Annotated in this window: 26 protein-coding genes; 6 read left to right on the top strand and 20 right to left on the bottom strand. The window is 55.1% G+C overall.

Going from position 1 to position 25,878, the window contains the following annotated elements; translation table 11 throughout:
- Positions 1-33 precede the first annotated feature (33 nt).
- Positions 34-1,425 (bottom strand): glycine--tRNA ligase, encoded by a 1,392-nt coding sequence (locus BLU70_RS04585; protein WP_040290156.1) that lies wholly within the window; start codon positions 1,423-1,425, stop codon positions 34-36.
- A gap of 167 nt (positions 1,426-1,592) precedes the next feature.
- On the opposite strand from BLU70_RS04585, the gene BLU70_RS04580 reads away from it, so the two are divergent.
- Complete coding sequence (locus BLU70_RS04580; protein ID WP_040290158.1) at positions 1,593-2,384, top strand: Cof-type HAD-IIB family hydrolase; 792 nt, start codon at positions 1,593-1,595, stop codon at positions 2,382-2,384.
- Between the two features lie 83 nt (positions 2,385-2,467).
- Positions 2,468-3,103 (top strand): transcriptional repressor LexA, encoded by a 636-nt coding sequence (lexA, locus tag BLU70_RS04575; RefSeq protein WP_040290160.1) that lies wholly within the window; start codon positions 2,468-2,470, stop codon positions 3,101-3,103.
- A gap of 59 nt (positions 3,104-3,162) precedes the next feature.
- On the opposite strand, the gene BLU70_RS04570 is transcribed toward lexA, so the two are convergent.
- The 4 genes from BLU70_RS04570 to BLU70_RS04555 form a co-directional block, all read right to left on the bottom strand.
- Positions 3,163-4,575 (bottom strand): sugar porter family MFS transporter, encoded by a 1,413-nt coding sequence (locus BLU70_RS04570; RefSeq protein ID WP_074692408.1) that lies wholly within the window; start codon positions 4,573-4,575, stop codon positions 3,163-3,165.
- 127 nt (positions 4,576-4,702) lie between these two features.
- Complete coding sequence (locus tag BLU70_RS04565) at positions 4,703-6,208, bottom strand: tagaturonate reductase (RefSeq protein ID WP_083341151.1); 1,506 nt, start codon at positions 6,206-6,208, stop codon at positions 4,703-4,705.
- A 34-nt stretch (positions 6,209-6,242) separates the two neighbouring features.
- Positions 6,243-7,055 carry a 5-deoxy-glucuronate isomerase gene (iolB, locus tag BLU70_RS04560; protein WP_074692405.1) on the bottom strand — a complete coding sequence of 271 codons (813 nt, stop codon included), beginning with the start codon at positions 7,053-7,055 and terminating at the stop codon, positions 6,243-6,245.
- A gap of 38 nt (positions 7,056-7,093) precedes the next feature.
- On the bottom strand, positions 7,094-8,599 hold the full coding sequence (locus BLU70_RS04555) for a UxaA family hydrolase (protein WP_006447654.1): 1,506 nt from the start codon (positions 8,597-8,599) through the stop codon (positions 7,094-7,096).
- Between the two features lie 239 nt (positions 8,600-8,838).
- On the opposite strand from BLU70_RS04555, the gene BLU70_RS04550 reads away from it, so the two are divergent.
- Positions 8,839-9,840 carry a LacI family DNA-binding transcriptional regulator gene (locus BLU70_RS04550; RefSeq protein WP_074692403.1) on the top strand — a complete coding sequence of 334 codons (1,002 nt, stop codon included), beginning with the start codon at positions 8,839-8,841 and terminating at the stop codon, positions 9,838-9,840.
- A 133-nt stretch (positions 9,841-9,973) separates the two neighbouring features.
- Here BLU70_RS04550 and glnA read toward each other — a convergent pair whose 3' ends face one another.
- From glnA to BLU70_RS04500, 10 genes are all read right to left on the bottom strand, one after another.
- Positions 9,974-11,311 (bottom strand): type I glutamate--ammonia ligase, encoded by a 1,338-nt coding sequence (gene glnA, locus BLU70_RS04545; RefSeq protein WP_006447656.1) that lies wholly within the window; start codon positions 11,309-11,311, stop codon positions 9,974-9,976.
- A 39-nt stretch (positions 11,312-11,350) separates the two neighbouring features.
- Positions 11,351-11,737: a MerR family transcriptional regulator gene (locus tag BLU70_RS04540; RefSeq protein ID WP_052012365.1), complete on the bottom strand. Its 387-nt coding sequence runs from the start codon at positions 11,735-11,737 to the stop codon at positions 11,351-11,353.
- A gap of 84 nt (positions 11,738-11,821) precedes the next feature.
- Complete coding sequence (locus tag BLU70_RS04535; RefSeq protein ID WP_040290163.1) at positions 11,822-13,060, bottom strand: methionine gamma-lyase family protein; 1,239 nt, start codon at positions 13,058-13,060, stop codon at positions 11,822-11,824.
- A complete protein-coding gene (gene hflX, locus BLU70_RS04530) occupies positions 13,041-14,321 on the bottom strand; it encodes a GTPase HflX (RefSeq protein WP_006447659.1) in 1,281 nt (426 codons plus the stop codon). Before hflX ends, BLU70_RS04535 begins: the two co-directional genes overlap by 20 nt.
- Before the next feature lie 3 nt (positions 14,322-14,324).
- Positions 14,325-14,534: a hypothetical protein gene (locus tag BLU70_RS04525; RefSeq protein WP_006447660.1), complete on the bottom strand. Its 210-nt coding sequence runs from the start codon at positions 14,532-14,534 to the stop codon at positions 14,325-14,327.
- Complete coding sequence (locus BLU70_RS04520) at positions 14,519-15,148, bottom strand: hypothetical protein (protein ID WP_006447661.1); 630 nt, start codon at positions 15,146-15,148, stop codon at positions 14,519-14,521. Before BLU70_RS04520 ends, BLU70_RS04525 begins: the two co-directional genes overlap by 16 nt.
- On the bottom strand, positions 15,129-15,749 hold the full coding sequence (locus BLU70_RS04515; protein ID WP_006447662.1) for a GTPase domain-containing protein: 621 nt from the start codon (positions 15,747-15,749) through the stop codon (positions 15,129-15,131). Before BLU70_RS04515 ends, BLU70_RS04520 begins: the two co-directional genes overlap by 20 nt.
- Positions 15,746-16,144, bottom strand: a complete 399-nt coding sequence (locus tag BLU70_RS04510) for a hypothetical protein (RefSeq protein WP_040290166.1) — start codon at positions 16,142-16,144, stop codon at positions 15,746-15,748. The genes BLU70_RS04515 and BLU70_RS04510 overlap by 4 nt, the downstream gene beginning before the upstream one ends.
- 5 nt (positions 16,145-16,149) lie before the next feature.
- Complete coding sequence (locus BLU70_RS04505) at positions 16,150-17,811, bottom strand: recombinase family protein (protein ID WP_006447664.1); 1,662 nt, start codon at positions 17,809-17,811, stop codon at positions 16,150-16,152.
- Positions 17,808-17,999 (bottom strand): hypothetical protein, encoded by a 192-nt coding sequence (locus BLU70_RS04500; protein ID WP_040290169.1) that lies wholly within the window; start codon positions 17,997-17,999, stop codon positions 17,808-17,810. The genes BLU70_RS04505 and BLU70_RS04500 overlap by 4 nt, the downstream gene beginning before the upstream one ends.
- Positions 18,000-18,109: 110 nt before the next feature.
- On the opposite strand from BLU70_RS04500, the gene BLU70_RS04495 reads away from it, so the two are divergent.
- Positions 18,110-19,189 (top strand): NAD(P)H-dependent flavin oxidoreductase, encoded by a 1,080-nt coding sequence (locus BLU70_RS04495; protein ID WP_006447667.1) that lies wholly within the window; start codon positions 18,110-18,112, stop codon positions 19,187-19,189.
- Between the two features lie 120 nt (positions 19,190-19,309).
- On the opposite strand, the gene BLU70_RS04490 is transcribed toward BLU70_RS04495, so the two are convergent.
- Genes BLU70_RS04490 through BLU70_RS04480 form a run of 3 tightly spaced genes read right to left on the bottom strand, consistent with a single transcriptional unit; the run spans position 19,310 to position 22,469 of the window.
- A complete protein-coding gene (locus BLU70_RS04490; protein ID WP_074692401.1) occupies positions 19,310-20,713 on the bottom strand; it encodes a PTS fructose transporter subunit IIC in 1,404 nt (467 codons plus the stop codon).
- Between the two features lie 2 nt (positions 20,714-20,715).
- Positions 20,716-21,681: a 1-phosphofructokinase gene (gene pfkB, locus BLU70_RS04485; protein WP_052012367.1), complete on the bottom strand. Its 966-nt coding sequence runs from the start codon at positions 21,679-21,681 to the stop codon at positions 20,716-20,718.
- A gap of 14 nt (positions 21,682-21,695) precedes the next feature.
- A complete protein-coding gene (locus BLU70_RS04480; RefSeq protein ID WP_006447670.1) occupies positions 21,696-22,469 on the bottom strand; it encodes a DeoR/GlpR family DNA-binding transcription regulator in 774 nt (257 codons plus the stop codon).
- 226 nt (positions 22,470-22,695) lie between these two features.
- On the opposite strand from BLU70_RS04480, the gene BLU70_RS04475 reads away from it, so the two are divergent.
- Together BLU70_RS04475 and BLU70_RS04470 are read left to right on the top strand one after the other, a co-directional pair.
- The gene (locus BLU70_RS04475) at positions 22,696-22,953 is read left to right on the top strand and encodes an HPr family phosphocarrier protein (RefSeq protein WP_040290173.1); all 258 of its coding nucleotides are present in this window, start codon (positions 22,696-22,698) and stop codon (positions 22,951-22,953) included.
- A gap of 46 nt (positions 22,954-22,999) precedes the next feature.
- The gene (locus BLU70_RS04470) at positions 23,000-23,440 is read left to right on the top strand and encodes a PTS sugar transporter subunit IIA (RefSeq protein WP_040290175.1); all 441 of its coding nucleotides are present in this window, start codon (positions 23,000-23,002) and stop codon (positions 23,438-23,440) included.
- Here the strand turns inward: BLU70_RS04470 and BLU70_RS04465 are convergent.
- Positions 23,382-24,122 carry an AAA family ATPase gene (locus BLU70_RS04465; protein WP_081503964.1) on the bottom strand — a complete coding sequence of 247 codons (741 nt, stop codon included), beginning with the start codon at positions 24,120-24,122 and terminating at the stop codon, positions 23,382-23,384. The two genes, BLU70_RS04470 and BLU70_RS04465, sit on opposite strands and share 59 nt — an antisense overlap.
- 158 nt (positions 24,123-24,280) lie before the next feature.
- The gene (locus BLU70_RS04460; RefSeq protein ID WP_006447673.1) at positions 24,281-25,771 is read right to left on the bottom strand and encodes a hypothetical protein; all 1,491 of its coding nucleotides are present in this window, start codon (positions 25,769-25,771) and stop codon (positions 24,281-24,283) included.
- Between the last annotated feature and the right edge of the window lie 107 nt (positions 25,772-25,878).

Raw genomic sequence — 25,878 nt, 5'->3', positions numbered from 1 at the left:
AATCCAGTGGCAGCCATACATGTGAGAAATGCATCACCATGGAGCAGATTTGCCGATGTGATCTGCCAACCACACTTCTACGTTCGCTATGGGCACGCGCTCTTGTTCCATCGAATCGCGGTGGCGTATTGTCACTGCGTGATCGGTTTCGGATTCGAAATCGTATGTGATACAGAATGGCGTACCGATTTCATCGTGACGCCGATATCGCTTGCCAATGGATCCGGCTTCGTCATAGTCGACGCTGTAAAGTTTGGCTAGGTCGCGATACAGGGCTTCAGCTCGTTCCCCGAGCTTTTTCGACAGCGGAAAAACGGCCGCCTGATACGGAGCAAGCTTCGGATGCAAGCGCAAGACGACGCGTGTATCGTTTTCGCCGACCTCTTCCTCGTCATACGCGTCGGCGAAAATCGCAAGGAACAGGCGATCAGCGCCGATGGCCGGTTCGATACAGTACGGAATAAATGGCTCCTGCCCTTCTTCCTGAACGGTCATGTTCTCGCCAGAACTCGTTGCATGTGCCCTCAGGTCGTAATCTGTCCGATCCGCCACGCCCAGCAACTCGCCCCAACCGAACGGAAACTGGTATTCGATGTCTGTCGTCGCCTTGCTGTAGTGCGACAGCTGTTCTTTTTCGTGGTCGCGAAAACGCAGATTCTCCGTGCGTAGGCCCAACGACACAAGCCAGTCGTAGCAGTATTGACGCCAGTACGCGAACCACTTCATGTCTTCGTCGGGGGCGCAGAAAAACTCTAGCTCCATCTGCTCGAATTCGCGCGTGCGGAAGGTGAAATTGCCGGGCGTAATTTCATTGCGAAAGCTTTTGCCGAATTGCCCGATTCCGAACGGCAGTTTTCGGCGCATGGTGCGCTGTACGTTTTTAAAATTGACGAAGATACCTTGTGCCGTCTCGGGGCGCAAATACACCTCATTGGATGCGTCTTCCGTCACGCCCTGGTATGTCTTGAACATCATATTGAACTGGCGAATGCCGGTAAAATCCTGCGCGCCGCAATCCGGGCACACGATTTGATATTGATCCACAAGCTTCTCCATCTCTGCAAACGGCAGCCCGTCGACAACCACTTCCTCGCCGCGCGCGGCAGCAGCCTCTTCAATCAGCTTGTCCGCACGAAAGCGCGACTTACACTGCCGACAGTCGATCATCGGATCATGGAAGTTCTCGACGTGACCCGATGCGACCCAAACCTGTCGGTTCATGAGAATAGCCGAATCGAGGCCCACGTTATACGGGTTTTGTTCAATAAAGTGGCGCCACCAGGCGCGCTTGATATTGTGCTTCATTTGGGCACCGAGTGGACCATAATCCCACGTGTTCGCGAGACCGCCATAAATTTCGGAGCCTGGAAAGATAAAACCTCGCCGTTTTGCCAGTGATACAAGGGCGTCCATTGTCGCTCGCATACGTTTCCTCCTGCATGTCTTCAATATGGCTATCATAGCGGAGGGGCGGATCGGAATCAATTGGCCCCTTTTTTGGTGGACGTGCCTATCGAGTGCCAAGATTGTGTATAATGAGAGTCCGACTGATCGATTTTGGTGACGCGGCTGACAGATGGGAGGCGTCCAAGGTGAAGACCGGACAACACGTGAAAATGGTATTTCTCGATATCGACGGGACATTGTACGTCAACGGCGAGATCGTGCCACGGAGCGCCGCTGCCGTCGCCGAATTGCTCAAGAGCAATATCCCTGTCGCCGTTTGCACGGGGCGCAGCGTCATCCACGCACAACACATTCAAGAGGCATTGCATATTCCCTATGGGATTTACTTTAATGGCGGCCTTGTGAAAGCGGGTAATCGCGAGTTGTTCGCGATGCCGTTTGACGTAGATGTCGTCACAGGGATCCTTAAAAAGGCCCGCGAGCGCAACATCTTCACCATCGTGCACACGCATGATCACGCACTTTCCCTCGAACCACTACCCGATGAATACCTGCCTGTGCTGGCTTCATACGACTTCCCGCCCATCTCCTACGAACCGACGTTGGCGGATCGGGTACAAGACATCGGCGTCTTTCAAATTAATGCATTTATGACGCACGAGTGGGACGCCATCTTTGAGCAGGAGTTCCCCGCTTGCTATATCTACCGCTGGCACGAGCAAGCCGTCGATTTCCAGCGGCGAAAATCCGATAAGTCGATTGGCGCCCTTCGCCTCCTCGAATATCTTGGCATTTCCCCAGAAGAAGCGGTGCACATCGGCGACGGCGGCAACGACATCGGCATGTTCCGCACCTTGGGTTACTCGTACGCGATGGGCAATGCCACTGACGATGTGAAAGAGGTCGCCAAATGTGTGACTTCGAGCGCAATTTCAGGAGGCGTCGCCGATGCTTTAGCCGACCTTGGCCTCGTCTAATGCCCTCGGTGCGAACAAACGTTTGCCACATTCCCCATCCTGTGATACGATAAAGGCAAATCTAGGCATGGGGAGTGTGGACGGTGAGCCAACTGACCTCGCGACAACGAGCGATTCTTGAATTTATCCGCAAAAATGTAAGGGAAAAGGGATATCCTCCGTCGGTTCGCGAGATTGGCGAGGCTGTCGGGCTTGCTTCCAGTTCCACTGTGCATGGCCACTTGGAGCGCCTGCAACAAAAGGGATATTTGCGGCGAGACCCGACGAAGCCTCGAGCGCTCGAATTGATTTCACACGACGAGTCCTCGCCAGATACAACCCAGAATGTCACCGATGAAGCTCCCGTATTTGCCCCTATCGTCGGACACGTCACGGCTGGCTTGCCTATCACAGCCGTCGAGGATGTGCAAGGATACCTTCCGTTGCCGCGAGACATGGTAAAAGACGATGAGGTTTTCGTACTGCAAATCGTCGGTGAATCGATGATTGAAGCCGGCATTCAAGACGGAGATCTGGTCATCGTTAGACGCCAGGCTAGCGCGGTGAACGGCGATATTGTCGTCGCCATGACGGAGGAAGACGAGGCGACCGTCAAGCGGTTTTACCGGGAGGGTGGACGAGTTCGACTGCAACCGGAAAACAAGCACATGGCTCCCTTGTATTACGACTGTGTGACGATTCTCGGAAAAGTTGTCGGTGTATTTCGGTATATCCGCTAGTCTAAGAAAACTGGTGGGGGCATCCTGTTGCCACCCACCAGTTTTCTTTAGAAGAGCGCCTAAATCGAATTGGAAGTCGAATCCGAGCTGCCTGCCTGAATCCAGTCTGTCTGAATCTTCTCCATCGACTTGTTGCTCGTCTCGGGCACCACTTTCTTCATGAACACCGCCATAGCGATGCAGAACACGGCAAAAATCCAAAATGTCCATGTGCCGCCGATTGCCTGTAAGAGGATTGGGAAGAACTGCGCCACCAGATAGGTTGCAAACCAGAGAGCAAAGGAAGCAATGGACATCGCTCTTCCACGAATCGCAGTCGGATAAATTTCAGATAGAACAATCCAAACGCCGCCACCCCATGACAACTCATACGCAATAGTATGAAGGAACGTTAAGCCTAACACCAACCATGTTAGCATGTGAGGCAACGAAAACGCGATGCCAAGGATGACAAGGAACAGCGCCATAAACCCACCGTTCCAGACAAGCAAACGCTTGCGGCCGACGCGGTCGACAATAAGCATCAGCACGATAACGAAAATAACTTTGATGGCACCAATCCACACGGTGTCGTAGAACGATGCGTTCGTACCAGCACCGGCCGCCTTAAAGATCATAGGGGCGTAGTAGCCAACGGCGTTGGTACCGGTGAACTGTTGGAAAATGGCGAGTAGAACGCCGACAAACAAAGCCTTGCGAATGCCGGGACGCGACAATTCTCGAAACAGAGAGTCAGGCACCATGTCGATAGAGTCGCGGATTGCCTTAGCATCCACGCGGGCCTGCTCGCGCCCGTTCACGCGCTCCAGAATGGCTATTGCTTGTTGCTCACGGCCGCGGGCCATGAGAAAACGCGGACTTTCCGGAACAAAGAACAAGAGCAAGAAGAACAAGACTGCCGGTATGGCTCCCATCCCGAACATCCAACGCCAACCTGTCGTCTGATTCCACGCATCGGTGTGCGAACTGACGATGGCGGCATTGATGAAATAAACAATGAAGATGCCAGACACAATGGCCAACTGATTGGAGCCGACAAGCCGCCCGCGAATTCTCGGCGGTGCAATCTCCGCAATATACAAAGGCGATAGCAGTGACGCAAGTCCGATACCAACGCCACCAATGAAGCGACCAATCACCAATTCCGCGACGTTTGTCGCAAGCGCCGTGAGAATACTGCAAACGATGAAAATAAGACCTGCAACGGAAAGCGCTTTCTTCCTGCCGATTTTATCCCCCATATAGCCTGCAATGAGCACGCCGAGCATCGCACCGAGATCGATACTGCTCGACACCAAGCCAGTCATACCTGCACCCATGTGAAACTCTGTCTTCAAAAACTCATTTGCTCCTGCGATCACGCCTGTATCATAGCCAAATAACAGCCCGCCCAGCGAGGCGATCACGACAACGGCGACGACAAACCCGAGTTTCGCCGTACCTGCATCTGATGGTGACGCATTCGTTTGCATGCGTGTACGAGTCCCCTTTCCATAATCTTCGAAACATCGATCCCGAGACCGCCGGTTGTTCATCCTGGTGGTGTCGACTGCGGCCCGTCAAGCGGAGAGCACAAAACCACTTTACGTGCGGACCGCATCACCTCCTCATCGGTTCAGACACTGGCTTGCTCTGGAGCCAAAAAGCAATCGCTTGCACCACGCCCCGTTCCTGGACAAGACGCATCACATCCTGGACCATGTCCGCCATTCCCGGCAACACGGCGAGATCGCATCCCCAGACATCGGAGGCTTTTAACAACTCTGTCACTGTCCCAGCCAAATCTGCTTCCGTTTCGCTGACCCAGATCTCCTGTAACCGACTGCGCAATGGGTCATCCATAGCCTCTTGTGCGCACGACGGGTGGCAGGCGTAGCACAACAGCGCGATAGCCGCCGCTGCCAACGGTGGGCTCACCCGATGACGATCCGCATATTCGACGATGGTGGGCACAAGGCGGATGCGCGCCTTCGCAAGCGAATTGTTCGCAATGGACGTCAACGCGTGTCGCAGAAATGGATTGTTGAAACGGTCAATCACGTCTTTGGCAAATCTTCGAAGCACCTCTGCATCGCCAACCTGAGGGGTAACCGTCGGTACAATTTCTGACCCAATGAGGCGTTCGACAAATGCGTGCAACACCGGGTCCGACATCACATCAAGGACAGTCTGCTTTTCAGCAAGCAGCCCCAAACAAGCCATGGCCGTATGCGCACCGTTGAGAACACGCACTTTTTGCAGGCGATAGTCCTCGATGCAAGGAACGAAATACACCGACAAACCAAGCTCGGCAAACGGCCAGCGTGAACGAAGATGATCTCCACCTTCAATCGCCCACATGTGAAACGGTTCGGCGACGACCGCAAGTTCATCTGTGTAGGGAAGCTCCGGAGCACCGTCGGCTTCCGGCGTAAACGGTGTGACAATGCGGTCGACAAGGGTGTTGCAAAACACATTGTGCAGCCTCACCCATTCGACGAACGCTGCTGGCAATCCCCATTCCTGGCTATGGCGCATCACGATGTCGCGCAAGAGCGTACCATTGTCGTCGATCAACTCGCATGGCAAGATGGTCATGCCCGCCTTCGGATCGCCCCCAAACGCCTGATAGCGTTCATACAAATAAGCAGCGAGTTTGGCCGGATACGTCGTCGGCACCTGGCCCGCTCTGTACTGCTGTGGCGCATATTGAATGCCAAGTTCCGTCGTATTCGAAATCACAACATCGATCTCGCGTTGACGAGCGCAGGCAAGAAAGTCATTCCACTGTAGATGCGGATCAATGGCTCGCGAGATGGAAGACACAACTTCCTGTCGGTCGACGGTCCGTCCATTCTCCATACCGCGGAGGAGGACGGTGTACAAACCGTCCTGCTTGCGAAAGCGTTCGATATTTCGGGCACCGGTAGGCCGGGGAGCCGCAATCACGATCCGGCCGACAGATGAACCGGCTGCGTTTAGACGATCGATCAACCAGTCAGCGAATCCGCGCAGAAACACGCCTTCACCAATTTGCAGTATGCGTTCAGGCGCGAATTGCGAGACATTCCAGGCCGGCGCCAGATCGGGTTGGCTCGATAACATTTCCTGCGTCAAAGGTCGCATATGCCCATCCTCTTTCTCCGCGTACGTGGTATCGTCACGACCAATGTCTCTCGCGCACCCACGCGTGGTTCGGATCGTCGTGTGGAATCATCGTCCGGTCGATCGGACCGGCCATCAGCCACAGATAGTAAAGTTGGTAACCTCCCGCGGCACAGACCGGGTGATATCCGCGTGGGATCAGGAATGCGTCTCCATGCTGAACGCGAAATGTCTCATCGACAGCCTTGTCGCTGGTGTAGATCGATTGCATACCGAACCCATTTTCCGGATCGCATTGATAGTAATAGATTTCCTCCATGCAAGCCTCGACGCCGGGAATGTACTCATCGTGCTTGTGTGGCGGGTAGCTAGACCAGTTGCCCGGCGGATTGAACGTTTCTCCGACAATAATCCGATGTACCTTCCCTTCCGCCTGCTTGACGACAATATCGTGAACATCCCGGCGGAAATTTGCTTCGCCGACGGATTTGGTCTCCACATGCTCCGGAAGAACGGCGAACGGCTCGTGCGACTCTTCAGCGACTGCTTGGCATACCGCGACTTCTAAAGTGCCTTCCCCCGCGTTGGTCACGATATAATCGCCGTCAACTGGCACATACACAGCCGTAGCCCGCTCGGCAAAGACGTTTTGTCGCGCGTATGGGCCAAATTCGTGGCCTGCTACCTGCACCTTGCACGTTCCTCGCAATAACACGAGGACTGCTTCGTGTCCATCGAGCTTTCCACGATACGAAGCACCCGGTTGCAGACGCAATAAGCCAAGCGAAATCCATTTCAGCCCCGCACCGTTTGCCGCAGGTACCAAATCGACATACCCGAAATCGCGATTGCCCTTCACCAAGTACATTTGTATAAACTCCCTTCGCTTTCCATAGGCCGTTTTCGTTACAGAGTCACACCATCTTTGAAGATGGCGATCTCGCGGTATCCATTGCGCTCATTTCGTGCCAGATCTTCTCCTGACGCCACGCGAATCACGTGTTCATACAGTTGCAAGGCCAAGTCGTCGAATGGCACTCCGTCTGTCAGACGCCCTGCATCGAAATCGATCCATCCTGGTTTTTGCCGGGCGAGATCGCTATTCGTGGCGATTTTCACCGTGGGCACGGGCCCTCCCATTGGCGTCCCTCGTCCGGTCGTGAACAGCACCAATTGCGCACCTGCCGCAGCCAACGCACTCACCGATACCATGTCGTTGCCCGGTGCTTCGACGAGATTCAGGCCAGGCTTTTGCGCACTTTGACCGTAAGCGACGACATCCACCACCTTGGCTGTACGCCCACCTTTTTGGACGCAGCCGAGCGACTTTTCTTCCAACGTCGTGATACCGCCATCCTTGTTGCCAGGCGACGGATTCTCGTAAATCGGTTGCCCGTGGCGTTGGTAATAATCCTTCCAACGATTGATCAAGTCGACGATCTGCTCGAAGACCTCTTCATTTTCTGCGCGTTGCATCAAGATGGTCTCCGCGCCAAACATCTCCGGCACCTCCGTCAACAGAGCTGTGCCGCCGTGTAGCGTCACCCAATCTGCCACGCGCCCGACCAGCGGATTGGCCGTCATCCCTGAAAAGCCGTCCGATCCGCCGCATTTCAATCCGATCTTGAGCTTTGCGACCGACGTCTCCTCGCGCTTGTAATGCGAGGCGTATTGGACGAGTTCCGCAATGAGCGACATGCCGACTTCAAATTCGTCCGCTGTCGCCTGCAACTCCAGAAACCGCAATTTTTCTTGCGGCACATCGGAAAGTGCGGAGCGAAAACTTTCGATCCTGTTATTTTCACAGCCAAGCCCGACAATGAGTACGCCTGCCGCATTCGGGTGACGGGCTAAGCCGGCAAGCAGCGACTGCGTATAACCGAGATCATCGCCCAGTTGTGAACACCCATACGGGTGCGGAAAATGGTAGACGCCATCGATCCCCTGCCCGCGCCAGCGCGCGTCCGCCAGCGTGGCGAGCCGCTCGGCCACCTTGTTCACGCAACCGACGGTATTGATAATCCAAATTTCATTTCGCGTTCCTACCTGCCCATTTTCGCGCACATAACCACGAAAGGACGTTGGCATGACAGGGTGTTCCTGTTGCACACCTGTGACAAGCTCCGGTTGATACGCATATTCGAGCTTCCCCGATAATGCGGTGCGCACATTGTGTACGTGTACCCATGTGCCACGCGGGATGTCTCTTGTGGCAACGCCAATCGGGAATCCGTATTTGTACACGCGTTCCCCCCGCGCAATCGCACGGACGGCAACCTTATGTCCGCGTCCAATCGGCTCCTGCACCTCGATCACGTGGTTTTCCCAAGCTATCGTATCGCCGACAGCAAGCGGTTCGACAGCGATAGCCACATCGTCATCAGGAGCAAGATGAAGCGCTTTCTTCACCATCGCCGCTTCGCCTCCCCTCAGCTCCCTATGCGAATCTATCAGCCATCGCGCCTTTTCAAGTTAAATAACTGATAGATTAACATGATAGAATGACATCAACGCTTTCGGATTTTCCATCCGGGAACTGCATTAATCCTCTGCACATTTGCAGTATACGGCGCTAGAAAATGTAGTGTCAACATGTTATAATTAACATATCCAAACGAAAACTTCTGACTACTTCAGGAGGTGAACATCACATGCCTACCATGGCGGACGTTGCACGGAAGGCGGACGTTTCCATCATGACCGTCTCGCGCGTCATCAACAACACCGGTTACGTGAAAGCCGCCACACGTCAGCGCGTCCTACAAGCCATGCAGGAGGTCGGCTACGAACCCAAATCGGCAGCGGGTCCTCTTGTACAAACTTCGACACTTGTGTTGGTCGTACCGGATATCACGAATCCTTTCTTCACCTTCATCGCGCGCGGTATGGAGGATGTCGCGCGAAAGCACGGATTTCGCATGCTCTTAGCCAACACCGACGAAAGTTTGGAGAAAGAGCGCGAATATATGCAGATGTGCCTGGATTATCGAATTGCAGGTGTTCTTATCGTTCCCGTTGGCGATCCATCGGTGGCGAATCTACGCCTACTCGAGCAACATCACATTCCCTTCGTTTTGATCGATCGCGATGTCGAGGGGATCGACACAGATCTGGTCAAGGGAGACATGCGGCCGACATCGACGCAACTCGTCGAGCATCTTATCGAGCTCGGGCATCGACGCATTGCCGCGGTCGTCGGGCCTTTACACAACGCCGCGAGCCGCGAGCGCTTGGACGGGTACAAAGATGCACTCACTCGCCATGGCATTCCCATCCGCGACGATATGATCTTTCAGGCTTCTATGACGCGGGACATGGATGTGTCCTTTGTCGAGGCGCTATTTAGCGCAGCCAAACCGCCGACGGCGATGTTCGTCTCGAACATGTTTCAATACGCACACATCGTGCGCGCCTTACATCACTTGGGTATCCGTGTGCCCGATGACGTAAGCATTGTCAGCTTTGGCAATACGGACGATCTCGCCTCCGTTGACTCCATTTTGACCGCTGCCGTACAGCCCACGTATAATTTTGGTTCTCTCGGGGCACAGCTTTTGCTCGAACGAATCGACGGCGTGCGCAAAATGTCCACGCGAATTGTGCTCAACTCAGAAATTGTGTTTCGCGCATCGACTGCGCCGCCTAGGCCATAAAGCGTGAAGGCGGCCCTGATGGCGCCCCTTTACCTTGAGTCGATGACGAAGCAAGGTGCGAAATGCACCGCTGACCATCATAAAAGTGGGCAAGGACGCCGCACAATGGCACGTGTCCCTGCCCACCCAAAATTCAATATAACGTGAGATATTGCTCTCGTTCCCACTCTGTGACCTGTGTTCGGAACATATTCCACTCGATCCGCTTTGCCTCAATAAAATGCAACAACACATGGTGGCCAAGCGCCTCGACCAAAACTTCGTCCCGCATAAGCGCATCGAGCGCATCGCTGAGATTGGCTGGCAAACTGCGAATCCCGGCTTCCTCTTTCTCCGATTCGGTCATCATGTAGATATTGCGATTGACCGGTGGTGGCAATTCCAATTGCCGCTCAATACCGTCCAGACCCGCAGCCAACAAAGACGCAATCGCCAAATACGGATTACACGACGGGTCCGGACTGCGTACTTCGAGTCGCGTCGACTGTCCGCGCGCGGCCGGAACGCGGACGAGGGGCGACCGATTCTTGCCGCTCCACGCGATGTAACTTGGGGCTTCATACCCAGGCACCAGTCGCTTGTATGAATTGACGGTTGGGTTACAGATTGCTGTAAATCCACGTGCGTGTTCGAGAACCCCCGCCAAAAAAAAGCGCGCCGTCTCACTGAGTCCCATGTCGTCATCCGGATCGTAAAAAGCGTTTTGATGGTCTCGGAACAAAGACAGGTGCGTGTGCATTCCGGAGCCGTTAATTCCGTATAGCGGCTTCGGCATAAACGTCGCATGCAATCCGTGTTGACGAGCGACCGTCTTGACTACGAGGCGAAACGTCGCGATATTGTCAGCCGCTTCGACCGCATTGGCATACCGAAAGTCGATCTCGTGTTGTCCAGGCGCGACTTCATGATGAGACGCCTCGATTTCAAAACCCATATTTTCAAGCGTGACCACAATATCGCGACGGCAGTTTTCGCCAAGATCGACCGGCGCCCAATCGAAATAGCCGCCTTCATCGTTTAAGTCTTGTGTCGGCTTGCCCTTCTCGTCCAATTTAAACAAGAAAAACTCCGGCTCAGGGCCGACGTTGAACGCTGAAAACCCCATTTCCTGCGCTCGCGCATAGACGCGTTTGAGCACCGAACGCGGATCTCCCGGAAACGGTGTGCCGTCTGGCTGATACACGTCGCAGATCAGACGCGCCACCCTGCCCTGAGGCGTCTCCCAGGGAAAGACGAGCCACGTCGACAAATCGGGAGCCAGATACATATCGGACTCTTCGATGCGAACGAAGCCCTGGATGGACGATCCGTCGAACATCATGCGGTTATTGAGCGCTTTGGGCAATTGATCTACAGGAATTTCCACATTTTTGACAATGCCCAAAAGATCCGTGAACTGAAGCCGTACGTATCGAACGTTATTCGCTTCCGCGTATTGCAAAATTTCTTCTTTACTGTATTCTTTGCGCATACAATTCCCCCTATCGTCCGTTGCAACCGCACCAGAACGCTAGCGATTGCGGTAAAACCGCGAGAGATCGCCTTGAAATTCACCATACCCCTGACGATCAATAAGTTCGCGTTCTAACCATTTGTAAACTTCCGCGTCGGAGACGTCCTGCTTTGGCATGGTCCTCGCTGTCTTTTGTTTGCGCTCTTGCTCCGCAAAGTTGCGCTTCACACCAGCCATGTTGTGCCCCTCGTCCAGCCACTGCCGAATGAGCATCAATCGCTCGACATCGGCAAAGGAAAACTGGCGCTGTTTGCCGGCCGTCCGGGCGGGATGGATCAGATCGTGCTCCTCATAGTACCGTATCTGACGCGCACTCAACCCGGTCAACTTTTGCACGGTGCCAATCGAAAACAACGGCAGCTGTCGGCGATCTTCCAATTCCACGGCGCGCGCCCCCCATCCACAAAACCTGTTGCTACTCATCGTAGCACGCCGATAAGAAACCGACAATCCGTCATGTCACATTCTTTAACGTAGATTGGGTACAATTTGATCTAACACGCGGCGCAGGGCGATCTCGACGTGCTCATACGTCAACCCGCCTTGCACATACGCGATATAAGGCGGTCGGATAGGCGCGTCTGCCGATAATTCCAGTGAAGCACCTTGAATGAAGGTGCCTGCAGCCATCACGATCTCGTCCGCGTATCCGGCCATCGCATCCGGTTCAGGGCGTACGTGTGCATCGATGGGCGCGGCGCTTTGAATCGCGCGACAAAACGCCAATAGCGGAGTCGGATCGCCAAATTCTATCGATAGGATGAGATCGGTGCGCGGCGCATCGCAGGCCGGTGTCACGCGATAACCGAGTCCAGACAAGGCCCTCGCCAACAGCCGCGATCCTTTCACCGCTTGCATGACGATATGCGGAGCTAGGAAGAGCGCCTGATACATCGTCAGCAAATACGGACCTGTCGGTCCATACTCCGCCGCTGTACCTGGGGCAACAAGACGTGCCGCCACCTGCTCTATGGCATCGGCGCACCCGACGACATAGCCGCCTGTGGGCGCAATACCCGCACCAGGGTTCTTGATGAGCGAGCCCATCGCCAGATCAGCCCCGACATGGCAAGGTTCCTGCGCCTCGACGAACTCGCCATAACAGTTGTCGACGCCTATGTATACCTTCGGTCGAGCCGCCTTTAACCTTGCAAACGCATCCGCCAATTCGGAAATCGTAAACGATCGCCGCAAGGAATAGCCGCGCGAACGTTGGAACATCACCAACTTGGTTCGCTCGGTACAACGTTCGATCACGCCGGCGACATCGATGCCCCCATCCGGCAACAGATCGACAACGTTCACGTGCACGCCCCACTCCTGTAACGATCCGGACGCAGGGCGCAAGCCCAGCGCGCTATGCAGTGTGTCGTACGGCATACCTGTGGCGTAAATCAGTTCGTCGCCTGGTCGCAGCAATCCATACATCGCAAGGCTGATAGCATGCGTGCCCGATACGATCTGTGGCCGCACGAGACCTGCCTGCGCGCCAAACACTTCGGCGAACATCGTCTCAAACTTGTCGCGTCCCACGTCGGACAAACCATACCCGGTCGATCCAGCGAGATCGGTCTGCGCGACGCGATGGCGCCAGAACGCCTCGAGCACGCGCTCTTGGTTGATCAGGGCAATGCGCTCTAACTCGCGTTGCCCCGGCTCTATATCACGCTTACAAACTTCAATATATTTAAGGATGTCGATTGTCATGTTCGCTCCCATCTCGCTGCATTTGTTGCCAAAGATGCGCCTGCTTGCGGCTCGTTACCGCCGTCATCCGCCATTCGCCAGAGGCCGTCGTCTCTGCGTGCTCAATCCGCCCGCCTCTGAGTAGCGATTGCCACTCTGTGTCGTCCTCGCGCGCATGTATCGTCACATGCACTTCATCCAATTCAAGCTGCCGCTCGACTGCATGGTAGAGTTCATCGAGATCCCCATGCCGAGCACTTCCATATAAGGAAACCAGTGCGCCGACGTCCGGTCCTGGCGGCTCTGCAACCGTGTCGACTTTATTGAAAAACGTGATGATAGGCTTGTCCAAAGCTCCGAGGTCGGCAAGCACGCGCCGCGTTGTCGCCAGATGAGCCGAAGGAGCGTGACCCGCGTCGACGACCACCACGATCACGTCCGCATGGCGGGCTTCTTCAAGTGTCGACCGAAATGCCTCGACCAAGTGATGTGGCAGATTTTCCACAAAGCCCACCGTGTCGATGACGACGTATGGATGGCCCAAACGAGTGCGCACCTGACGCGCGGCCGGATCGAGCGTGTCAAACAGCCGATTTTCACCCGTGATGGCCCCGCCGCCGCCTTTGTCGGCGACCCAGCGTGCCTGCAACGTGGTCTTCCCGGCATTTGTATAACCAACCAGCGCGACTGTCGGCACTTCGCGCAATCGCTTATCGCGCGCGGTCGCTCGCTGTCGCGCAATGGCCTCAAGTTCTCGCCGCAGCCCCGCCAGTCGCGTGCGAATGCGGCGTCTATCGAGTTCCAACTTGGTTTCACCAGGTCCGCGCGTACCGATGCCACCGCCAAGCCGCGACATCTCGGCACCACGCCCCGTCAACCGTGGCAATAGATAAGAAAGCTGTGCCATTTCCACTTGGACGCGCCCTTCGCGCGTGACGGCGCGGCGAGCGAAAATATCGAGAATCAGTTGCGTGCGATCAATCACGCGGCACGGCAAGTATCGTTCCAAGTTGCGCACTTGTGCCGGGGAAAGCTCACGATCTGCAACAACCAACGTCGCCTCGCCGCGTTCCACCAAGTCCACCAACTCGAAAACCTTGCCTTCGCCCACGAGCGTCCTGGGATCCGCCGCAGGCCGTTTTTGTGTCACCACACCGATGACAAGAGCGCCGGCAGCTTCACACAGCCCCTTTAGCTCATCCTTTCGGTACGAAAAACGGTCCTCCGACTCTCTACCCGTTTGACACATGACCAAAATGACGCGATCTCGCTGTTCTGTCAAACGTCACCCTCGCTTCCGCGATGAAAGAATTGGATATCTTTGCTCATCATCGCAAATCGGACAGTGCTGTTCAAGTTGAAATTTCGCGCGCAGCTCCAGTGGTACTTCGGCAGCCGCTTGCCGCTTCCCTTGTGCTAAGCCAAGTCGCCGCCCCACGTGAAAGGCGGCGGCAAGCACAAACAGGAAAACGCCCAACATCACAAATGCGACCATAGGTCGGAAGCCTCCTCCCGCTCATCCGTCAGAATTCGCACGGTCGTCATCTCTGACAAGATGGTCAATAGCGCAAGCACAATGAAGGACAGGATGGTCCAGGTCACGTTGGCATACAAGGCGATACAAAGCGCGCCCAACAGCGCAAGCAGCATTTCGACCAGGCCGAAGCGGACGACGGTATTGAATTGGCCGCTTTCCGCGTCTTTATAGCGATCCATCACATCATCCAACCAGTCGACGGCACACATCATGGCCAATCCCCACAGCGCTGACCTCCAACCGAGCAGCGCCGTGGCGAGCGCGATGGCGCAACCAATTTCGGCCCAGGCCGGAAGGCGCGTCTGCAAACGCTCCGTCGGGCGCGCAAACATGCCTGCAGCATAGCTGCCAAAAAAGCATGCCAGGGCCGCGTTCAGATCAAAGGCCATGCCTACGCCAAACAGCACCATGCAGTAGGGTAGGGTCGCTCTGCCAAAGCGAGCCGCGAGCGTTCTCTTCCCTTGGCATATGTCGTATTCGACATCTAGGGCGTCGTCCATCCACTTGACCGCCGCGCCTGCGAACAACAACGCCGCCCCCGCGCGCAAAAGGTCAAGCCAATCGCCAAACATATCGCTTCACCTCATGAAAGCCGGATCCTTCTCGGGCCGAGACAGGAAGCACGCGAATGGGGCCGCAATGCTCCATCAGCCACCGATACCCGTCTTTCGCAAGCGGCAAATCCATTTTGTTGGCAAGGATGAGATATTGGGCTTTCGTCCGGCCGATGGCGACCATCTGCTCATCGAGTGTGTGAAACGGCGCCGTTTGCGACAACGTCAACGCACGCCCGACGGCTGCGGCGTCCACCACGTGCAACACGCCTTTGGCGGCCACCAGCGCGCGAAGCGTTTGACCCATGGCCCGTCGTACCGTTTCATCGGCATGTAAACCTTCGGTCAGCCCGGCGCTGTCAGCAATGCGCACCACGTGCTCGCCTTTGCCTTTCGGCACGGACAATAACAGCGTCTGTAAGGCCCGAGTACGATGTTCCTCCTCTGACGACAGCAGTGCGTTGGCCTCCGACATCGGCATTCGCCTACGTTCACGGACACCGTCCGTGCGCTCGACGACCCAGGCCAACTCACGCAGGCCGAGATGGCGGGCAAGGCGCAAACAAATCGACGTTTTGCCGGCGTTGACACGGCCGACCACCAGCATATCACCGCTCATCGCACACCCACCTCCGCAAAGTCCACCGCCTGGAGTACCATCAAATCGTCGCGGCGCGGGTGTTTTTCGGCAAACAGGCGCACGGCTTGTCGACGCACTGCCTGTTCGACGAGGTTGCGCACCCATCGTGCATTGCTGAACGGTTCGGCACGGGCACTCGTCAAGCCCTCGCGGATGTGCTGGTGAAGCCTGGCTTCTGCATCGGCCGTGAGTCGATACTGCCGCTTGCCCAAGGCCTGCTTCGCGATCGCAAGAAGAGCGTTGGAATCATAGTCCGGAAAGTGAATGTGAATGGGAAACCGACTGGGAAGCCCTGGGTTCGTCGACAAAAACCACTTCATCTCCCGTTCGTATCCCGCAAGAATCGTGATGAACTGGTTTTTGTAGTCCTCCATGCCCTTCACGATGGTTGAAAAACAATAGTCCGGGGGCAGTCCCAGGCAGTAATGATTTCAATCGCGTCGTCATGTAGAACGACCCGCTCAAGCAGCCTGTTCACCAACATCCGGCGTTCGTCGTCGGTGAGTTCCTGCGCGATATACCGCTTTACGTTGGCCACGGACGATGCCACATCGCGAGCTTGTTGTCGCATATCTTGCAAGCGGGCGAGAGTATCTTCCAGGTCGTGAAGCCGCCGCGATAGGCGTTTGATATCCTGTTCGAGGGGCGGTAAAGCCGCGTCTAACTCCATGTCGGAGATTCGCCCACGCACGCGCAATTGAATCCAGCGACGACGCTCCTCGTGTTTCTCACGAAGCGATGCTTCGACCAGCGCCCGTTCCTTCGAACGCGCTTCCAACTCGTCGGGATCGCCGCGCTCGGCCAAAATCTCTTGTAATACGTCGTCGGCGCCGTGAATCACGTGCACTAGATATCTCCACACACACTGATCGATCACGTCCTGTCGCCAATTGCGGCCTCTGCATCGATGCATCTCCCGGCCTGTCCCGACCTCGTAGACTTTCCGGCTTTTCCCGCTGCACACATAATAGCGATGGATCACCTCGCCCGTCGTCTTACTGCGCGACGGCGCACCGGTAACAACTGCACCGCCACATCGGCCACAGCGCACTTTACCTTTGAGTAACGAAGGTATTTGTGGCCTTGAACCCCGGTTTGCGTGCCTGAGACGGCTCATCTTCGCCTGCATCGCCGCGTACGTGGCTTCGTCGATAAACGCCGGCACGCTGACCGCTAGCCACTCGCACATAGGCCGCTTGACAATCTCGATCCGCCCTTTGTGTTGCTTGTACTCTGTCTTACCGTAATAAAAGGTGCCCATGTAGACCGGGTTTTTAAGGATCCGACTGACCGTGGCCTGATACCACACGTCGCCATTAGGAGCGGGTATGGAGAGAAGTGACAACTCCCGCGCGATCGCGGATAAGCTCATGTCCACGCCATCTTTCCCGTTGAGTAGCCAATCCACCATCATCAAATAAACGGCCTTCTCATCCGGATGCTCCCGCAACGTGTCAGCTTCTTTATCGAAGGTATAACCGTAAATCCGCCTGAGTCCAGGAATTTTCCCGTTCTTCACCTTTTGCCGACGGCCGCGTCTGGAGTTCGCCAGAATTTTAGCTTTATTGTACTGTGCGATTGCACCTTGCAAGTTGAACAGCAACATCGATTCTGGATTGTTTGGGTCGACTTCGTCCGTCTCGACGAAGTGCAGGTCGTACCCCGCGCTCCAGACTCTATCGGCTACCACAAGTTGTAAATGGAGGGCACGCGCAAAGCGGTCCGGGTGTAAACAAATAAAGGTGCGACCAATGCCCTTGTCGACGAGCCACAGGGCAAAGTTGAGCGCGGGACGATTGGGATCATCGCCTTTGTCCCCAGCTTCGATCACGGCGATAAGTTCATCCTCCGCCACGTGAAGTTGCTCCTTGGCCAAGGCGGCGCACATCTCGACCTGGGACTCGAGCGAATAGCCGTCGCGCGCCTGACCATGCGTCGACACACGAGCGTAGATGATTGCCTTGACGCGCGTTTGAAGTCGCTCGATATCGTCGCCCTGAAAGGGATTCGTGAAGGACTTGTCGATGCGCAGACTGATCATGACTGATCGCCGACCGTTTCATCGGCCATTGTTTTGCAAGTGCTGATTCTGGTTTGGCCATACGCCACATCCGCCTTGCTCGCCACATCTGAAATGACGCCTGACAGTTCCCAGAGCACATCTGTCAACGATTTGCCGTGGCCACTCCCGTGTACAATCACCTGCAGTCGATGAAGGTCTTTACGCATACGCTTCACGCTCCTCTGGTGGAGCGTATGAGCATCCGCTTTTCCAACTTTCCACGCTCCGCGCGCAAAACCGTATACTTGACATAGTTCCAATCTCGGAGGTGACATGCTTGCAGACAGCATTTACGCAGTTAATCGGTGTATCCTTGCCCATCGTCCAAGCCGGCATGGCTGGCGTCACCACGCCGGAGATGGTGGTCGCCGCTGCCAACAGCGGTGCGCTTGGCACAATTGGTGGGGGCTATTTGTCACCCGATGCCTTGCGACAGCAGATTCGACACGTAAAATCGCGCACGAACAATCCGTTTGCCGTCAACCTATTCATTCCGAAAGCAAATGCTTCAGATGCCACCGATCTCAAACAGATGCGCGAAATTCTCGCCCCAATCCGCACGCGGCTAGGCCTTGACGCGATGAGCGATGCTGCGCCGGAACCACCACGATTTGAAGACCAACTACAAGTGGTGCTCGAAGAAGGCGTTCCTGTATTTAGCTTCACATTCGGAGTACCCGCTCCTGCAGTGATGGATGCTTGTAAACAGCAGGGGATTCTGACCCTTGGCACGGCCACCACGGTAGAAGAAGCGCTGGAACTTGAACGCGTGGGCACAAGCGCGATTGTCGTACAAGGTGCGGAAGCCGGCGGCCACCGTGGCACATTTCTTCCCTATGTCAGAGAGCCTCTTATCGGAAGCTTTGCGTTGATCCCACAAGTGGCTGATGCGGTGTCGCTTCCCGTCATCGCTGCAGGTGGCGTCATGGACGGACGCGGCTTGGCGGCAGCACTCGCACTCGGCGCGGCTGCCGTACAAATGGGAACGGCGTTTCTCGCCTCGCCGGAGAGCGGCGCCCACCCACTGTACCAAGAGCGTGTCAAACAAGCCATCGAAACGGACACAGACGTTACGAAGGCATACTCGGGTAAGCTTGCGCGAGGCATTCGCACGAAATGGATGGAACAATTGGCCACCTACCATGCATCGATTCCCCCGTATCCGATACAGCATTACATGACACAGGAAATTCGCAAACGCGCTGCGGAGCTCGGCATGACCGATTACATGTCGATGTGGGCGGGACAGGGAGTGCGGCTCGCCACGGAGCATTTTGTGGCCGACATTATCTCGGACGTCATGCAACAGGCGCAACGCGTCATTCATGGCCTTTCGAGCAACTGGCCCACCGCATGAACGACCGCACCAGCGCGATCGCTCTGAGACGAAAAAATCCCCGCCGACAACCGGCGGGGACACGCATATTATGCATCTCACGAAAAAGGTTCGACATGTGCGACAGATGGCGTAGCCGGCTTACGCGGCCTGCGCGATCGGACGTTTAAGCGTGGTCACAAGCAACCCGGCCACCACCACGCCAATCAAGATGGCAAGGATGAACAGATACCAGTGGCCAATCAGCGGGAAGACAAACACGCCGCCGTGAGGGGCAGGATTGGTTACGCGGAAGAGCATAGCCAAGGCACCAGTCACCGCAGACCCAACCATGATGGACGGGATCACGCGAAGTGGGTCTTTCGTGGCAAATGGAATCGCACCCTCGGTAATAAAACATGCGCCAAGAATAATGGCCGCTTTACCGGCGTCACGTTCTTCTTGCGTGTATTTGTGTTTCGCGATAAACGTCGAGAGAGCCATGGCCAACGGCGGTACCATGCCAGCGCCCATCACGGCCGCCATAATCATCTCCGATTCGACCGTATGTGTCCCAAGCAACCCTACGGCAAAGAAGTAAGCGACCTTATTGAACGGCCCCCCCATGTCAAACGCCATCATTAAACCAAGCAACAATCCCAGTCCAATCGATCCGCTCGCACCAATGTGCGTCAATCCGTTGGAGATAGCGCTCATCAACGCCGCGATGGGGTGCCCTAGCACGTAAATCATGAGCAGACCCACGATACCAACCGACAACACCGGCGTAATGAGCACGGTTTTAATGCCCTCGAAAGTCCGTGGAACGCGAATCCATTTGCGTATCCCAACCGTCACATAACCAGCCAAAAAACCGGCGATGATGCCACCAAGATAGCCTGCACTGGCGTTTGGTCCGGCGTTGTACATCAAGCCTTGGGTGCCGATCCAACCGCCGACCAAGCCGGAGGCAAAAGCGGCGCGATCGCCGATCGATTGCGCGATGAATGCGGCGAGAATGGGAACGAACAGCTTAAAGGCCGAACCTCCGCCGATATTGTCAAACGCCACTGCAAGCGAGGCTTTACCATTGATATCGATGGCGGTAGATAGTGCGATATAGATGCCGCCGGCAATGACGAGCGGCAACATACTGGATACCCCGTTCATCAAGTGGCGGTAAACAGCCGGAGTACCTTGATTTTTGGCGGCCTTTTGGGCAGCGATGTCGTCCATATACGCCTGTGTCGCATCGCCATAGACCGGCGCATCCAAAGCCTGAGCGAGTAGCGTTTCGGGCTCCTTAATGGCCGCTGAAACGGACGTTTGCAACAGGCGCTTGCCGACAAACCGGTCTAGTTCCACCTTTTTGTCCGCCGCGATGATCACAGCATCCGCCAGAGCGATCTCAGCAGCCGTCAGCGTGTCTTCCGATCCGCTCGCACCTTGTGTTTCGACCCGCACCTCGACATTGTTCTTCTTACCAGCCTGTAACAACGCTTCCTGCGCCATGAACGTGTGTGCAATCCCTGTCGGACAAGCAGTTATGGCCACGATTTTTGCCATGTTTAGCCCCTCCATGCCGCGACTTCGACATCGCGGAAAATATGATCGATTTCATCGCGCGAAGGATTGCTCGTTCCTTCGCAGGTCACCTTCGCAGTTCCGACCGCGGCCGCAAAGCGAACGGCTTCGCGAAGCGACGAATATTGAGATAAACCGTATAAAAGTCCAGCTACAACGGCGTCGCCCGCACCTACGGATGATACGACTGGCACGCTCGGTACACGCGCGACCCACTGTTCCTTGGCAGTCGCAGCAATCAAGCCATCCCCACCCATCGACACGACAACAAGGTCAATCCCGGTGCGCACCAATTGCATCGCACCGTCCATCGCGTCCTCTGGCTCAATCACCTCATGACCTGTCAACTCCGCAAGTTCGACAAGATTGGGCTTGACCAAAAATGGCTTCGCCGTCACGCCCAAACGCAAGGCCTCACCACTGGCGTCGAGGACACAGCGCACCCCATGGTCGGCAGCCAGACGAATTGCGTCGCGATAAAAAGCCGGATCGACGGTATCTGGCACGTTGCCGCACAGCGCGAGCCATTTGGCGTGCGGCAAGTGATGCTGCAGGGTGTGACGAAACGACTGCCACTCGCTATCTAAAATGGCGGGAGCTGGACTGTTAAACTCAGTTAAGCGACCGTCACTTTCAATCACTTTCACATTCATGCGTGTTTGTTCACGTATGTGCGTAAATTCGGTGACCATATCGGCAAGCTGTGCTTCGAGCCAGTCCCCTCGTGCGCCACCGACGAATCCGAGGCTTATGCTCGCCTGACCTAAGGCATGCAACGTGCGAGACACGTTAATCCCTTTGCCTCCGACCTGTTGGATCGGTGCTGGCACACGATGAAGGGTTCCCGCCGCAAGTGCATCGACGTGAATGAAAACGTCGATCGCTGGATTGATGGTTACGGTCAAAACAGGAACATTAGGTGCAACCCGGGTGAATGCTCTGTCACTCATAGCTGTCTCCCTTATCACTCGGCGTCCTGCGCATCATAGGCGTAGATGACGTCGTTTCTTTGTAGAACACCGGCCAACTCCGGATCCTGAAGAGGCGCATCGCTGTATAGAACATCGACGTCCTTCCATTCGCAAACTCGGACAAAGCTGACCTGACCAAATTTGCTACTATCCGCCACAACGCACACGGTCTGTGCACATGCCACCATCGCGCGCTTGGTCGCTGCCTCGAGCGTGTTGGGCGTCGTAATGCCAGTTGGATCCACGCCGTTGGCACCGATGAAGGCAATATCGACGTGCACACCAGACAGCATTTGTTCAGTGAACGGGCCGACCAGCGCACCAGTCGTGTTGCGAAATTCGCCACCGAGAACGACGAGGTGAACGCCAGGCCGCGTAGAGAGCTCCGCAGCAATATCGATGCTGTTGGTGATAACGGTTACACCGTCGATAGACAACTGTTTCGCAATTTGGTAGGTCGTCGTGCCGCCATCGAGCAGAACTGTCTGCCCAGGAGCGATCCGCTTGATCGCACAGCGCGCGATCCGTGCCTTCTCCTGCGCGTGCCGCACATGTTTCTCCTGCCAAGTCGGTTCAAAGGAAGCGACTTCGACAGCGATAGCACCGCCGTGCGTGCGGCGAAGGTGGCCATGTTCCTCAAGTTCCTGCAGATCTCGGCGAATGGTCGATTCTGACGTCGCCAACATCTGAGCCAGCATCGACACCGTGGCGCTTTTATGGGTTTGCACATACGCGGCAATTTGAGCCTTTCGCTCATCGGCGAACAATTGGATTCACCTCCATTTCAAGCACAAACCGTCATGATGTGTGAGTATATTTGCTCATATTCTATTGAATGCGCTCATTATATGGTGTAGAATTTGCTTGTGTCAATGGTTTGTTGGAGATGGTGAAAACGCTTTATAGTCAAAAGTCGACACATTGCGCGGTTAAACCGAATAACTGCACATTCGCGCACTTGAGCGATCAACTGAAATGAGGGTGACTTGCACGGTGAAGGAACAAAGTGTTGTTGTCCAGTTGGAGTCGGGCTTACACGCACGTCCAGCTTCGGAGTTCGTCAGCGCGGCACAGCGCTTCTCTTCGCACATTTCTTTGCAGGTAGGGAACAAAACCGTAGATGGTAAAAGCATTCTTGGGATTTTAAGCCTTGCCATTGCCAAAGGTACACAAGTGCTCGTCAAGGCAGATGGACAAGATGAAGAGGAAGCGGTACGAACCTTAACCGCTATTTTAACCTCGACCCTCTGATTTTTGTTGCGAAATCTCTATTCTTATGGAAAAGGAAGGAAACCGTATGTTAGATTCACAACATGTGCTTTTTAACGTGACAGCGGACGGCCAGGAGGACGCCATTCGTAAAGTGGTAGCCGTGGCGGCTAATACGGGGCGGATTGGAGATGCCAATGCCGTCGTCCAAGCCGTCTTGGATCGCGAGCAAGAAGGGACAACCGGCTTTGGTAAGGGGATCGCCATTCCCCATGGAAAATCGAACGCGGTGAAAGAGCCAACACTACTGTTTGCACGATTGGCGCATCCCGTTGACTGGAACAGCCTCGACGGCGCTCCAGTGGATACGTTGTTTGTCATTCTCGTACCGGCAGACGCAGCGGCTGAACACCTAAAAATCTTGTCCAAGCTAGCCCGCAAGTTGATGCATGAGGACTTTGTCCAACAAATCAAGACCTTCGCGAGTGCGGAGGCGTTAGTCCAGTACGTGAACGCAGAACTTCAGTAAAATCCTGTGTGTAGCAAGCCGCGAGGAACAAACGTGCCCCCGCGGCTTGCACGCAAGATCTGCGCCGTGGTGAAACACGCGACATTTCAACCATCGTCTTAACCAAACAGTCGATAGCCTCACGGCCAAAATCTTTCTCTCCCCCCCGTGCTAACGAATACGCCTCATCGATAAACAAAACGCCCCCAAGCGCCTTCTTGATCAACTCACGCGTCTTTTGCGCCGTATGGCCGATGTATTCGCCGACCAAGTCTGCACGCTCTACCTCCACCAGATGGCCTTCCGCCAACAATCCACACTCGTGAAACAAGCGTGCCAAGATGCGAGCAACGGTTGTCTTTCCAGTTCCGGGGTTGCCGAAGAACACCATATGAAGTACCACAGGTTCAGCCTTTAAATGTTGCCGCGTGCGCAACTGTTGAATATAGACAAAAGCAAAGATTTCGCGGACCACGCGTTTTACTTCATCAAGACCAATCAATTCGTCCAACTCCGCGAGCAGCGACTGTAGCCGTTCTTTTTCGATGGCCGGCTCACGGCCGCCTTGCGGCGGCACCGGTTCACCAGTGAGCTGTTGTAGCGCTTCTGACAACGCGATTTGTCCGCGTTCATACTGTTCGATCACGCCATGTGCAGACTTCCAGTTGGGAGGCTGTGGCCGATTGCCATTTGTCAATCTCATGTAAGGACCACCCCGCATTCCGTCGTTGTGATGATTGTGGTCACCTCTTCGACAACCTATGCGCGAAGTGAAAAATGGGTGATCGCCCATATCAAAAAGGCCCTGGAAGCCCATGCACGACTTCCCGAGCCTTTTTGCCTTATCGCGAATAAATGGAGTTATTTCACGCCTGGCGCCGTTTCTGCGTAGTTGGTCGTGTCGACCGGCCACCATGTAATGGCTACGCTTGGATGGACGCCATCACTGTGGTTGTCCTGTACGAACTGTGCAGGGATTGGCGTGTTGCCAATCTCAAGCACCGTTTCCGCTGGATTGGACGTATAGAACGTCAGGCCACGAATCTCGTCGATAGTGGGAACGTATTTGCCAAACACCGGATCGAGAATGGCTCGAATATGAATGTAGGCCTTTCCCTGCCCATACGTGACATCGTACCAGACGTACTGCTGCGCCACATTATAGGTTAACAAGCGGCTGGTACGCGTGACCAGAATTTTCCCCTCGTGGTATTGCGCCGCCAACAGACGCAGCGCTTCGACTGCACTTTTGGGGAGAACCCCAGGATAATTCGTTCCCGACAAATGTTGAGCGACAATGGAGTACTCATGCTCCCGCTCAATTTGAGCAAAATGCGCGGGCGTCAACTGCTCGTCAAGATTGAACGGCGTCCAGTCCCACTCCGGGTCTCCCTTTTTGGTGTACCCTACGTTCGTGTACCGCCAAAATCCCCATACTCGTTGTCCATCTGGCAACATCAACGGATAAATCATCGACTTCATGCCAAACTCATCGCTCGATGAATCCGGCCACACAAATCGAATGCCATAGGGAATGGTCAAGTCTGTATGATAATACTTGGACCACGGATTGGCGCCTTGTTGATACGAATAAAACGTAGACTTACCGTAGTTCCCGAAATTATCTACGTTAGACTTGTTGCCGTGATCGGTCCACACGGTAATGACATCGCCGTTAGCCTTCAACGCCTCTATGGCCTGTTCAGCCAACTGCCGCGTGAACAAGGTCTGGTGTGGATTGACCCTGCTGAAGTCGCCATAAGTGTGCATGGTATCAATCCAGCCGACATGAATGTAGTGATTTATAATACTCGCCGCATAGGGTTTGTCCGATACGCCTTTGAAATATGACAACTCGTCAGCCATCGGCTCGTGGTTGATATCGACGTAACCTGGCTCATTGTTGCCGTTGTACATAAAAAATGAATCGGCAAAGTCGAGACCGAGTCCTCGGCCAAGCGGCGTCATCTGCGTCGTATTGATAAATTCATGCACCAAATTGAACTTGCGTAGCGTTTCGCTATCCGCATCCGACGAGATGGCCAACATGGCCTGATACGGATACGGGAATTTGCGCATGCCGTACACTTGCGGCGGTTTGTGCGTGTTATATAACATAGTCTGCTCATCGGCCGAAGAAGACGCTGTCGAGCCACCTTGTTGTGTCGCAGCGGTCGCATGGGTTTCGTCGCCAGTGGTTTCGGTACTGTTCGCCACATCTGACACCGTGCTGACTTTCGGATGAATATCAGCCTCCCCTGCCCTGTCTGCCGCCGTATCCGTAGCACAGCCCGTTGCGGCAAGTAACAAGCCGAGACTCATGCTCGCTACAACCCACTTTGTTCGTTGCATAAAGACCTGCCCCCAGTAAATCTCCCGAAATGAAAGCCGCCCCTGTGGGCAGCGTCTGTCTGGTTATCTACCGGGTAAACTAAAGCACCTGCTTCAAATTCACTTCA

The organism is Alicyclobacillus hesperidum (genome assembly GCF_900107035.1).
Lineage (GTDB): Bacteria > Bacillota > Bacilli > Alicyclobacillales > Alicyclobacillaceae > Alicyclobacillus > Alicyclobacillus hesperidum.
The sequence above is the reverse complement of the archived record's forward strand: the minus strand, read 5'-3'. Positions and strand labels throughout refer to the sequence as shown.